At 37.4% G+C, this 12,649-nt stretch carries 10 protein-coding genes; all 10 read right to left on the bottom strand.

Annotation, left to right across the window (positions count from 1 at the left end):
- Positions 1-163: 163 nt before the first annotated feature.
- The gene (locus tag R4Z09_RS01435) at positions 164-940 is read right to left on the bottom strand and encodes an enoyl-CoA hydratase/isomerase family protein (RefSeq protein WP_338450649.1); all 777 of its coding nucleotides are present in this window, start codon (positions 938-940) and stop codon (positions 164-166) included.
- A 68-nt stretch (positions 941-1,008) separates the two neighbouring features.
- On the bottom strand, positions 1,009-2,184 hold the full coding sequence (locus R4Z09_RS01430) for an MFS transporter (protein WP_338450648.1): 1,176 nt from the start codon (positions 2,182-2,184) through the stop codon (positions 1,009-1,011).
- A 257-nt stretch (positions 2,185-2,441) separates the two neighbouring features.
- On the bottom strand, positions 2,442-2,834 hold the full coding sequence (locus R4Z09_RS01425) for a PaaI family thioesterase (protein ID WP_338450647.1): 393 nt from the start codon (positions 2,832-2,834) through the stop codon (positions 2,442-2,444).
- A 128-nt stretch (positions 2,835-2,962) separates the two neighbouring features.
- The gene (locus R4Z09_RS01420; protein WP_338450646.1) at positions 2,963-4,471 is read right to left on the bottom strand and encodes a tripartite tricarboxylate transporter permease; all 1,509 of its coding nucleotides are present in this window, start codon (positions 4,469-4,471) and stop codon (positions 2,963-2,965) included.
- 11 nt (positions 4,472-4,482) lie between these two features.
- Entirely contained in the window at positions 4,483-4,947 is a 465-nt protein-coding gene (locus tag R4Z09_RS01415) for a tripartite tricarboxylate transporter TctB family protein (protein WP_338450645.1), read from the bottom strand.
- Positions 4,948-5,157: 210 nt separating this feature from the next.
- Positions 5,158-6,147 carry a tripartite tricarboxylate transporter substrate binding protein gene (locus tag R4Z09_RS01410; protein ID WP_338450644.1) on the bottom strand — a complete coding sequence of 330 codons (990 nt, stop codon included), beginning with the start codon at positions 6,145-6,147 and terminating at the stop codon, positions 5,158-5,160.
- Positions 6,148-6,212: 65 nt separating this feature from the next.
- Positions 6,213-7,637: an aldehyde dehydrogenase family protein gene (locus R4Z09_RS01405; protein WP_338450643.1), complete on the bottom strand. Its 1,425-nt coding sequence runs from the start codon at positions 7,635-7,637 to the stop codon at positions 6,213-6,215.
- A 131-nt stretch (positions 7,638-7,768) separates the two neighbouring features.
- Positions 7,769-8,545, bottom strand: a complete 777-nt coding sequence (locus tag R4Z09_RS01400) for an enoyl-CoA hydratase/isomerase family protein (protein WP_338450642.1) — start codon at positions 8,543-8,545, stop codon at positions 7,769-7,771.
- A gap of 195 nt (positions 8,546-8,740) precedes the next feature.
- Positions 8,741-10,636 (bottom strand): sigma 54-interacting transcriptional regulator, encoded by a 1,896-nt coding sequence (locus tag R4Z09_RS01395; protein WP_338450641.1) that lies wholly within the window; start codon positions 10,634-10,636, stop codon positions 8,741-8,743.
- Between the two features lie 490 nt (positions 10,637-11,126).
- A complete protein-coding gene (locus tag R4Z09_RS01390) occupies positions 11,127-12,575 on the bottom strand; it encodes an aldehyde dehydrogenase family protein (protein WP_338450640.1) in 1,449 nt (482 codons plus the stop codon).
- Between the last annotated feature and the right edge of the window lie 74 nt (positions 12,576-12,649).

Below are 12,649 nucleotides of genomic sequence, written 5' to 3'. Positions count from 1 at the left end.
AACATTCAACATTAACAGATCCTTTTAAAAAAAAAACAATAATTTCACTTCTTCGTTTATCAATTGAACACATTTGTTTAAAATATAAACAAAAACAGACGAACTAATTTAAGTCCGTCTGTTTATTTTTTAAATAGCAGTGTTTTGTTTATGAACCAAATAATTACTTTCCTTGATAATGGGGTGTTCTTTTTTCTAAAAAGGCTGTTGTCCCCTCTAATTTATCATCAGAATTAAAAAGAATGGCTTGAGCAAATTTTTCTAATGTTAAGGCTGTCTTCATATCGATATCATATCCTTGATGAATGACCATCTTCGCTAATTTCACTGCCATTGGACCTTTTTCAATAATTTTTCGAGCCTTCCCTACGACTGTTTCCCATAACTCTTCCATCGGTACGACAGTAGAAACTAAGCCAATCCTTTCAGCCTTTTCCGCAGTAATGATGTCACCAGTTAAGATCATATCAAGGGCTGTCCCTTTCCCCAGCATTCTTGACAACCTTTGTGTTCCGCCGGCTCCTGGGATAACCGATAAGCTAAGCTCTGGCAAACCGATCTTTGCATGTGAAGCAGCAACACGGATATCACAAGCTAAGGCTAACTCGCATCCGCCTCCAAGAGCATATCCGTTAATGGCCGCAATGGTTACCTTCATACTTTGCTCTATCTTTTGGCATAATCCTGAAAGACCTGGCAACAATGCATCGACTGCACTCTTTTCCCTTAACTGTCTGATATCAGCACCTGCCGCAAAGGATTTTGTTCCTTCTCCTGTAAGTAAAATGACTTTCACGCCTTCATGATTTTCCCATTGGAGTAATGCTTGTTCAATTTCACTAACCGTTTGATTATCAAGTGCATTTCTCACTTCAGGTCGATTAATTTTGATTACACCGATAGCTCCATCTTTATACATAAGAATATTTTCAAAACGCATAACAATTTCCCCCTTTTCTTAAACGCTTCTATTGTTATTTTTTAAAATTTTTCATACATGTCTATCATTTAAGGAATTTTTACTCTTCCTTCCGATATTTCCTCTTGATTCACCCTGTCAATAATTCCGCGTGCAGTTAATGCACCTGCTGCAAGTACAATTGCTTTAATAAATAAAATCGGTCCTAATCCGAATAATGTACTTAAATTAGCAAAAACAAATGGAACAATCATTTGCCCAAGCCTGTTAGAAGCCAGCCGAATCCCCAATATCTCTCCAGTTTGATCAGGAGGAGAAATATTATATAAGAGGACAATTGTTAAAGGCTGGGTAATACCTAGACCTGCTCCTAATAGAAACGAAGCGGCAAAAAGCAAAGAAAATTCATGAAGAAACGGAATCATGCCGAAAGAAATGGCACCCATCATCATAAAGATCCACAGCACTGTCACCCTGCCAAACATCATTACTAATTTCGGCATAAAAATTCGCACAAAAACATTGGCTGCCGCTAGTGCTCCTAAAAGCAAGCCGATTTGTGAAAAGTTTAGGCCTATAGATTGAGCATATAATGGAAAATAGACATAGAAAATATCCAAGGCTGATAGGATCAGCATACTGACGAAAACCACTCGGGATAAGCCAGGAATTCGAAACAGTTCTTTCATACTTGTAGACTTTTCTATATTTGACATAGAAGAAGTTCTTGAAGATTTAGAAATGAAAAAAGATAGAGCCATTGGGACAAAGAGAACAAATGACAGAATCAAAAATGACAGCTGAAAGCCAAAATGTTCAGTTGAATATCCTCCAATGATAGGCCCAATCAGCATCCCAGCTGAAGAAAAAAGACTAAATGTCCCAACTGAACGATCACGATTCTTATAGGTTGTTGATCTCGCCACTGCATTTTGAACGGCTAAAGTAGCAAGTAATTGAGATCCACCTAAGATGAGCTGTGAGATAAATAGAATGTGAACACTTGGAAAAAAGTATGGAAGACACAAAGAAATAAATAATCCTAATGATCCAAGAAATATTGGAATTCTCTCCCCATATCGGTCAATATAACGCCCAGCAAAAATAGCTATAATAAGTGGTGTAATCGAATAACAGGTGGTGATCATTCCAATTTCGAACATTGTTGCGTCTAGCTCGTTTGCAAATAAAGATGTCATGGGTCTAGCTGCATAGACAGAAATAAAAATAAAAGGAGTTACGATATAAAAAATGTGCCGCTTCATACTTCCTCCGAGTTGAATTATTATAAAATGATTAATATATATCAGACAAAACTCACTTTTCATTGATACATCATGTTAAAAAAATAAATCCCTGTTTTCATATCTAAAACAGGGATTTTCTAATAAGTTATTAAACGGGAAAGTGATATCCTGTTTAATGGAGGCGCTTATTTAAACTTCAAAATCACCTTCTATGAAATTTCAGCAATGAAAGTACCAGAATTCGGCGCATAAAGAAATAAGAAAACATCTACTAGCTAATTCAACATGTAAGTCACCAAGCCAACGGCAACTTCTTTTTCCTCATCGTTTAAAATGGTTGCTTCTCCAACTACAAGGGAATTGCCTTTTTTGATGACTCGACCTTTGGCAATCAACCTATCACCCGATGCAGGACGAAGGTAATTTACTTTCAATTCCACTGTAACCCCTGCTTTACCACCAGGAAGGAGAGACCGAAGCGCTGCACCCACAGCTGCATCAACTAAACTCGCAACCACTCCTCCATGAACATTACCTCTGCTCTGTGTAATCTCGTAGATAATTGGAAGTTCTAAAATAGCAGCCCCTTCACTTAACTCTATTTCTTTTAAGCCAATATGCTTCCAATAAGGATTATTCTTCATTCCATTTTTTATTTGTTTATCCATATTCCTCTCCTAACACTATTCATTTTTTCAAGTCCGCAATAAATCCTTTTCTTCTTTAATTAATGATCGCTCGACCTACTATTATATAAATTACTGTTGTGTATCGTAGTGACTTCTGCTGAATGAAATTAAATTTCAAAGTCACCTTCTATTAAATTTTTCTTCTTTTTAAATCCACTTATTGTACTGAAAATTAGCAACAGCAAACCAATAACAATTAAAGTACCTGAAATCGGGCGGTTAAAGAAGATCAGGAAACCATCTTGTGGTGATGACGCAAGTGATTGAAGAAACGATGACTCAATTTGAGCTCCTAAAACAAATGTTAAGACAGTTACAGCAGCAGGAATATCTAGTTTTTTCATGAGATAACCTACTACTCCAAATAAAATCATTAACCCTACATCCCATAAGCTATTTTTAATACTGTAAGTCCCAACCATTGTTAGAATAAGAATCAATGGGAATAATAGTTTATACGGAATAAGTACTATCTTAGCCCATAACCCAGCTAATGGAAGGTTGAAAATGAGAAGAATTAAGTTACCAATAAACATACTAGCAATAATTCCCCATACAAAAGTAGGGTTGCTTTGGTATAGAGCTGGTCCTGGAGTTAAACCATGCATCATTAATGCACCTAATAAGACCGCAATCGTTGGTGAGCTTGGGATACCAAGGGTAAATAGCGGAATGAGTGCGGCACCACTGTGAGCGTTGTTAGCCGTTTCAGGTCCAGCAACTCCCTCAATAGCCCCTTTCCCAAACCTAGAAGGATTTTTTGCTAGTTTCTTCTCTATAGAGTAAGAGATAATAGAAGAGATGGGTGCTCCTGCACCAGGAATCAATCCAATTAACATCCCAATACCGGTTCCTCTTCCAACTGATTTCATCGTTGGCTTCCATTCTTCTTTTTTTGGCAGCATTCCGTGAACTTTAGCCGGTTTATCCAATTTTAACTTATTTTCAGCATTGAGAAGAATCTCCGATATTCCAAAAAGCCCCATCGCAATAACAACAAAATCAATACCTTCTATTAAATTCATTTGTCCAAAGGTAAACCGAACCTCTCCCGAGACGGGATCCATACCAATTAACGCTAAGAGTAAACCTAGTAAAGCAGCGATCAGCCCTTTTGTAACTGATTTACCCATCAAACCTACAATTAACAGAAGCCCCAGTAACATGAGAGCAAAGTACTCAGGAGGACCAAATTTTAAGGCAAACTTTGCAAGTGGAGGTCCTATAAAAGCAAGACTTAAAACAGCTACAATTCCCCCGACAAAGGAACCGATGGCAGCAACTCCTAATGCTGTACCACCTCTCCCCTGCTTTGCCAATTGATGACCATCAATACAGGTTATAACAGATGCTGATTCACCAGGGGTATTAATTAGAACGGATGTGATTGTTCCCCCATACATGGATCCATAATAGATACCAGCTAACATAATAATCGCCGATATAGGTTCCATCCCAAATGTGATTGGGATTAACAGTGCCGTACCAGCAACAGGCCCTAGCCCAGGCAAAACACCTACTAACATCCCCATCGATACGCCTAAAACACAATAAATAAGGTTCCAAACGGTCAATGCTTCCTGAAAACCAACTAATAGCCAATGTAAAGATTCCATTTATTTCCTCCCTACCAACCAAATACATTCAACGGCAATGCCACTTTTAAGATCACTCCAAATAGCCAGAAAATAAGGATTGACGCAAAAATGGCAATACCAAGACTTGTATACCATTTATATTCTTTAAAGAGCAATGCAAATAGAAAAATAGTAGTCGTTAGCACAAACCCCAAATAGTTTAGTGCCAACACGTAAAATAACATGCAACCTAATGTATAAGCAATTACTCCAAAGGAATGATTTTTTGGAGTATCTTCGTCTTCTTCTTTTTCAGCTGTCTTCCCTTTTTTATAAGTTTGATAGATATATATAAGGGATAGGACAGCCAGACCTCCACTAATCCAACTTGAAAAGAAACCAGGTCCAGGTCCTAAAGAACCCGAATATTCATATCCGAGAGCCTGTACAAAAAAGACCGATGAAAAGAGGAACAAAAAAATACCGGCACCCATTTCTCCTTTATTTCTTACCACGAAATCACCGCCCAATTGCTTTATTATTTTTCATAAATTCAGATAATTCACCTGAATAAAATATAACGCTTTCAATATACCCATTTAATTAAATCAAACGAATAGTTAAAAAGGATGTACATTCACACCCTTTTTAACAAAAGAATGAAATGAATTGGGTTATTTCAGTACTTGTTTTGAGGCAAATCGAAATTAGAATTTCTCTCTCTACTACTTTATTAAGCCCGCTAACTTTAAGATTTCGCCGCTCATTTTATAATCTTCAGTTATGATTTTTTGGAATTCGTCAGACCCAGCAAAATCTGTTTCTACACTTAAACTATTAAACTTCTCTTGAGTCTTAGGATCATCAATAGATTTTTGAATAGCTGTCGTTAAAGTTTCTAGCACGTCTTGAGGTATTCCCTTAGGAGCGATGATTCCAGTATAAACACTGATATCTACATCAATATTTTTTTCTGTGAAAAATGGAATATCCTCAAACCCCTTGTTCTTATTATGGCCGGTATTCGCAAGAACTCGAACCTCTCCTGATTCAATGTACGATTTAATATCACTAATTTGAACATTTGTACCCATAACATGTCCACCTAGTAATGCAGTTATGGCTGGGCCATTCCCTTCAAATGGAACATGGACCGTTTTTATTCCAGCTGCATCGTTTAGCGCTTCCATAACTAAATGGCCTGTATTCCCGGTTCCTGCAGTAGAATATGTAAATTCATTCGGATTCTTTTTCACATACTCTAACCATTCATCAAACGTTTCCCAAGGTGCATCTGCTCTAACAACTAGATAGTGTGGTTGAGAAAGGATTTGAGCTACGGCTTGAAAACTATCATGTGTATAAACTGTTTTCCCCAAATTAGGTTGAATTGAGTTTGCTCCCATTGTTGTCATAGCAATCGTGTAGCCATCAGGTTTGGATTTAAATACTTCAGTAATACCAATTGTTGCAGCACCACCTGGTTTATTTTCAACAACGACAGATTGTCCGTTTGGTAAATAAGTACTCATTTGTGCTGCTATAACTCTAGCTGTCAAATCGGTAGGGCCTCCAGCAGCATACGGAACTATCATGCGAATTGGTTTGTTTGGATAATCGCTTTTTTCTTTTTCCTGTGCTACTGACTGAGACTGAGAGCACCCCGTAATAGCTAACATACATACAAGCACAATTAATGAAACTATTTTTTTCATTTAGAAATCCCCCTTCCACATTTCACCTAATTGGTATTTTTTATTAATAGTGATGCTCAAGCTGTTTAGCGAGGAAGCTTTAGACTATAAGTGATTACCTTGATTTCCGACATTTCCTCAATTGAATATCTCGGGCCTTCCCTTCCAATGCCGCTATTTTTTACCCCGCCATAAGGAATGATATCGGCTCTCCAATTTGAAGTTTCATTAATATTTACTCCTCCTACCTCAATTACTTCTGTAAGATAATGGGCAGTATAAATATCATTAGTGAAGACTCCTGCTTGCAGTCCATATTCCGAATCATTTACCCAGTGAACTACTTCTTCTAGCTTTTGAAAAGGGATAATTGATAGAACAGGAGCAAAGATCTCTTTACAAACAACTTTCATATCAGGTTTAACATTTGTTAGGATTGTAGGATAGAATTGGGAATCATTCCTCCTATAACCAGAAACTACCTCTGCTCCATTATCCACAGCTTCTTGAATCCATTGTTCAATGCGATCTGCCGCTTCCGGAGTATGCATGAGTCCAACATCAGTTTCCATGTCTTCTGGATTTCCAACCTTAAGTGATTCCATTATTTCTTTTGCCTTGTTGATAAACCCCTCTAAAATGGATTCATGAACATACACACGCTGAACAGAAATGCATACCTGGCCAGCTTTCCATACCGCTTTTCGAGCACATAATTCCGCAGCTAAATCTACATCCGCATCCGAACAGACAATAGTAGCTGAATTATTTCCTAGTTCCAATGCCACCCGTCTCAAACCTGTTTCTTGTTTTATTTTTTTTCCAACTTCAGGACTGCCGGTAAACGAATAAAAATTAATGAGTGGATTTTGAAGAAGCCAGGTCCCCACATCTGCGTCCCCGAAAATCAAATTCAAATAACCAGCAGGAAGCCCAGATTCCATTAATAATTCAACAAATCGCACCGCACTAAGCGATGTGGTAGGTGCCGGCTTCAGTATAACCGTATTTCCAGCAGCAATCGCAGGTGCCACTTTATGAGAAGCTAGATTTAACGGTCCATTAAATGGCGTAATGGCACAAACAACTCCAACAGGAACACGCACCGTATAGCCAAATTTATTTTCATACCCTTTCATCCCTTGGATAGGTAACATCTCTCCCACAATTCTTTTTGCCTCTTCTGAACAAGCTGTAAAGGTGAAAACACATCGATCAATCTCTGCTAATGACTCACGAATTGTATTTCCTGTTTCCCTAGTTAATAATAGGGCAAGTTCTTCCTTGTGCTCTTTAAGCTTATCCGCCATTCTGGCAAGAATCTCTGAACGTTGGTGAGGAGTTAGTTTTACTCTTTTAAATGCTTCTTTGTTATTTTGAACAGCCTCTTCTACTTGTTGTTTATTCGGTTTTCCTACTGTTCCGAGCAGCTCCTTTGTATATTTGTTAAAGACTTCAATCTTTTCAGAGGTATCAATCCAAGATCCTCCGATAAAAATTCCATAATTCACTCCATACACCTCTACATCTAGTTTAGTCTCGTTCCCAATAATCTCTAAGCGCTCGAATTACCTCTTCCGATAAATTAATAAATCTATCGATAATTCAATATTCAGAAATATAAATAGATGATTTCTTCATTTTACTTTCCCAGAAATTCAGGCTTTCGTTTTTCAATAAAGGACCATACTCCTTCACTATGATCCAATGTCGTACGTAAAAATATTTGACTCATATTCTCCTTTTGAATAACCTCTTCAAAGGACAGCGATGATGAGCTATTAATAATAAATTTCGATTGGATGAACGCTTGCAGTGCACCCTTCAGTAAATCCTCCACCAATACAAGAGCTCTCTCCAAGGACTGATTTTTCTCGGCAATTTCATAGATGAATCCATATTCATAAGCTTCTTCAACTGGAATGGTGACTCCCCTCCAAATCCATTCTTTAGCCTTCCACTCTCCTACTTTTTTCGGGAGGTGATAGAGAAGACCTAAATCAGGAATTAAACCAACATTTTTAAATGATAAAGAAAACTTTGAACCTTCTTCTGCGATAATAAGATCAGAGGCTAACGCTAGACTCATCCCCGCTCCCGCTGCATATCCATGAACTGCGGAAATCACTAACTTTGGCATTCGACGGATTAATTCTACAATCTTAGCTGCTTGATCCATTCCATGTTTAATTTCTAATGTCGTGAGTTTCTGTGCCATTCCCTTTAAATCCCCGCCAGCACAAAAAGATTTTCCTTTGCCTGCAAGAATGACAATATGGATTGACTCATCCTTTTCAACTTCTTGTAAAGTGAGTAATAGTTGTTCTTTTAATCCTCTGCTAAATGCATTTAACGTTTCAGGTTCATTTAAGTAAATGACAGCGTAATGATGATGCTTTTCCAAAATAACTCGATCCAATAACAACACCTCCTATGATTTGATTTTCAGTTTACCTTAGTAGAAAAATCCATTCATACCAAAGTTAATCCTGATTACACCAATAATACAAGCAATAACTATGCCAATTTAAAAACCTATTAAAATGAATCAAAACGCTATTATTCTGTTCAGTATAGTAACGTATCACTTATCCATTGTTCACATTATAAACAGTTAAGAATTTTCACTAAGCTTTTTCCATAACGTTGTACGGCTAATGCCTAATTTTTCAGCAACTAAGGTTTTATTATGATCATTTAATTCCATCATTTTATTAATTACTTGTTTTTCAATCTCTTCCATCGTGCCAAATTCGACCATGATTACTTCATTTGGATTTAACTGACTGTCTTCATCTTCTGTTTCGCCTAAAATATCATTAATAAAGGCATTTTCCCCTTTAAATACCTGTACACCGAGTTGAATTCTTTCAATAATATTTTCAAGCTGCCTAATATTCCCAGGCCATCTGTATGTCATAAAGAAGTTTTTTAGGTTATCAGAGAAATCTTCAAAGGAAAATTTTGAACCCATCTTCTGTAAGAAGAAATCCACTAGAATCGGAATATCCTCCTTTCTGTACCGCAAAGCAGGAAGCCCCATATGAAGCACATTTAGCCTAAAATACAAATCAGCCCGAAACTTGCCTTCCTTTACTAAATCCCAAAGTTTACGATTGGTTGCTGCAACGACGCGAATATCAACGGGAATCACCCGATCACCGCCAATTCGCATGACCTCTCTTTCCTGAAGTACCCTTAATAGTCTTGTTTGAATAAAATCGGGAATTTCTCCAATTTCATCAAGGAAAATTGTACCTCCATGGGCCAATTCAAAGAAGCCTTGTTTACCTCCCTTATTCGCACCAGTAAAGGCTCCTGCAGCATACCCAAATAATTCACTTTCAATTAAGTTTTCTGGCAGTGCTGCACAGTTAACAGCCACAAATGGGCCGTCCTTTCTGTTGCTGGCATTATGAATGCCTTGGGCCATTAACTCCTTCCCTGTTCCGCTTTCTCCTATAATCAAAACGGTCGAATCTGTCACCGCATATTCTTTGGCCAGATTTATGGCGAGTTCTATCTGCTCACTTTTATGCCGAATATCTTCTAATGTAAAACGGGCTATTAACCCTTTTGAATGCAATTCTCTTCTTATTTCACTCTCTAATTTTTGAATCTTACTAATCTCTCGGCAAATAATAACCGTGCCAATCCGATCTAATCCAACAATAAGCGGTTCATAGTTAACAATTAGATTTTGCAAACGGAAACTTCCATTGTCAGTATATATCTTCTTTTCCTGCAAAAGATTTAAAAGGAGGGGATTTCTTATTTCCTCAATTCTCTTCCCGGTAACAAGTGATTCCTTTATCCCGAAAATCCTTTCAGCCGCAGGGTTAAAGGTTTCTATCTGACCCTCTTTTGATAGAAAGAGAATCCCTTCCTCCGTCACATTAATAACAGCCTTCATTCTTTCCGTCTCTTTTTTAATCAATATTCGGTCTTGTGCTACTTGACTAGCTAAGATTAATGTTCTTTTGATTGTTCTGTCACTTGTAATGACGTTCATACTCTTCATTCCATGATTTTGAACAATTTCATGTGCCCGAATACCGCCTCCGACAACTACTTCCATTCCCATTTCTTTTGCCTTTTTTATTTGTTTAACTAGCTCATCCCATGTATGATAGGGCAATATCGTTACATCAAAGCCTACGATTTCTTTTACTTGGTCAAAATTAAAGGCAAAACCTTCTTCCGGGTATGTAATGAAACAAATTTTATCTCCCAGATCTTTTGCTCTTTTAAAAGAGTCTAAGATATCAAAATTACTAGAAGCACTATGAACAATAGGCAGTTGGACTAATTTAGCAATTTCCTTAGCAGTCCCTGCCCGACTTATCACTACTTCAAACCCGCCCTGCGATACAAGTCTTTTTACTTCTTGGGCAGCTTCATTCAATATTCCCTCCACAACAGTTACTGAAAAATTAAGTTCCTTCGCAATTTTTTCAATCTTAGTTGTCAGCTCTGGATTCCCTGATGTCATAATCATCTTAAAATTCATCTATGATTCCCCCGTTTTCTTATAATCTATTAAATGGTCTTTTTAATAACAAAATGATAACCGTTCATATTTTAATCATACATGACAATAACTGAACAGTTAATAAAAATCAAACTCTTCTAAAGATTTTTTATTTTTATATAATATTATATAGCCATCTAAAAATTAAACAGTGTTTAGCCTTTCAAAAGAAGCCACAATTTATTTAAAACTATTAATATATAGAATTGAATGTATTGGATAAATTGATGTTCACTATTCGATGAAAATCGCACGGACAGGTGCTAGTAGGGGAAAAGGAGGCGATAACGACAAACCTATACCATCTATGTACTAATTTTAAGAATCTTTCTATCAAAATTTCCATAGAATAGCAGTTAATCAAAACAGTAAAAAGATCGCCTTCCTCCTGGTCAAAGCCTAGTTAGGTCAACGATCTTTCTAATGAAATCTCTTATAAAATTAAATTTCTGCAATCATCTAATCTAAATTAGTGACTTAAATTAAATGTAATAACCCTAAGTTCTGTCATTTCCTCGATAGCGTACTTTGGACCTTCCCTGCCAATCCCACTATTTTTTATACCGCCATATGGAATGATATCTGCACGCCAGTTCGATGTATCGTTAATATTTAGACCGCCCACTTCAATTTTATTGGCTAAATAAAACGCCGTGTTAATGTCGTTCGTAAATGCACCTGCTTGTAATCCATAATCCGAATCATTTACTAGACGAATCACCTCATCCAAATCCTTAAAAGGAATAACAGAAACTACAGGAGCAAAAATTTCTTTGCAAACAACTTTCATATCAGGCTTTACATCTGTAAGTAATGTCGGTAAAAATTGGGATTTGTTTCGTTTATTCCCACATACGACTCTCGCTCCTTGTTCAACGGCTTCATGAACCCAGGCTTCAATTCTACTAGCAGCTTCTTCAGTATGCATAACTCCTATATCTGTATTAGGATCCTCAGGATCTCCCACTTTAATATTCTCTATGATGGCAGAGGCCTTTTGAAGGAACTGCTCTAAGACGGCCTCATGAACATACACACGCTGTACTGAAATACATACCTGCCCAGCTTTCCATAAAGCTCGTTTCACACATAACTCAGCTGCTTGTTCGATGTTTGCATCAGAGCATACAATCGTAGCAGAATTATTGCCCAATTCTAAACCTACACGGCGGATTCCTGTTTCTTGCTTTATCATTTTTCCAACTTCTTCACTTCCAGTAAAGCTATAAAAACCGATTCTCTGATCATGGAGAAGCCATGTTCCGACATCCGCACCACCACCGAACACGACATTTAAATATCCATCTGGCAATCCTGCTTCCTTTAAAAGTTCAGCAAACCGGACAGCACTTAAAGAAGTTGTTCTTGCAGGCTTTAAAACAACGGTATTTCCTGCAGCAATTGCCGGTGCAACTTTATGTGATGCCAAATTAAGCGGACCATTAAACGGGGTAATCGCACAAACAACCCCTACCGGAACTCGCACCGTGAAACCAAACCGATTTTCATGTCCTTTCATAGAATTAATTGGCAGCATTTCCCCTGTTATTCTTTTTGCTTCTTCCGCACTATGCTCAAAAGTGAAAACACAACGGTCAATTTCAGCGCGCGATTCCCTAATCGTGTTACCTGTCTCGCGAGTCAAAATAAGAGCAAGTTCTTCTTTATTCTCTTTCAGTTTTTGAGCCATTTTATTCAATATCACTGAACGCTCATATGGCGACAACTTAACCTTTTCAAACGTTTCTTTGGCATTTGAAACAGCCCACTCTGTTTGTTCTTTATCTGCCTTCCCTACAAATCCCAAAGTCTCTCCATTAAATTTATTCTTTACAGCAATTTTTTCTTTCGTCTCAACCCATTGTCCAGCTATCCAAATTCCCACATCTATTGATCTTATATCCGTTTTTACAGCCAAGTGAACCCTCTCCTTATCACATTCTATGGGTGAAATCTATTCCGACACAAATAGATTATTCCCTTTCTTCTAAC

Source organism: Niallia oryzisoli (genome assembly GCF_036670025.1).
In the GTDB taxonomy this organism is placed as follows: Bacteria; Bacillota; Bacilli; order Bacillales; family Cytobacillaceae; genus Bacillus_BD; species Bacillus_BD oryzisoli.
Note: the sequence above shows the minus strand (reverse complement) of the source record. Positions and strands in the feature narration are given on the sequence as shown.

Bases quoted from the DNA above. Each gene is read 5' to 3' on its own strand.
- R4Z09_RS01410 (WP_338450644.1), bottom strand. From the start codon at position 6,147: ATGAAAAAAATAGTTTCATTAATTGTGCTTGTATGTATGTTAGCTATT.
- R4Z09_RS01430 (WP_338450648.1), bottom strand. From the start codon at position 2,184: ATGAAGCGGCACATTTTTTATATCGTAACTCCTTTTATTTTTATTTCT.
- R4Z09_RS01435 (WP_338450649.1), bottom strand. From the start codon at position 940: ATGCGTTTTGAAAATATTCTTATGTATAAAGATGGAGCTATCGGTGTA.
- R4Z09_RS01425 (WP_338450647.1), bottom strand. From the start codon at position 2,834: ATGGATAAACAAATAAAAAATGGAATGAAGAATAATCCTTATTGGAAG.
- R4Z09_RS01420 (WP_338450646.1), bottom strand. From the start codon at position 4,471: ATGGAATCTTTACATTGGCTATTAGTTGGTTTTCAGGAAGCATTGACC.
- R4Z09_RS01395 (WP_338450641.1), bottom strand. From the start codon at position 10,636: ATGAATTTTAAGATGATTATGACATCAGGGAATCCAGAGCTGACAACT.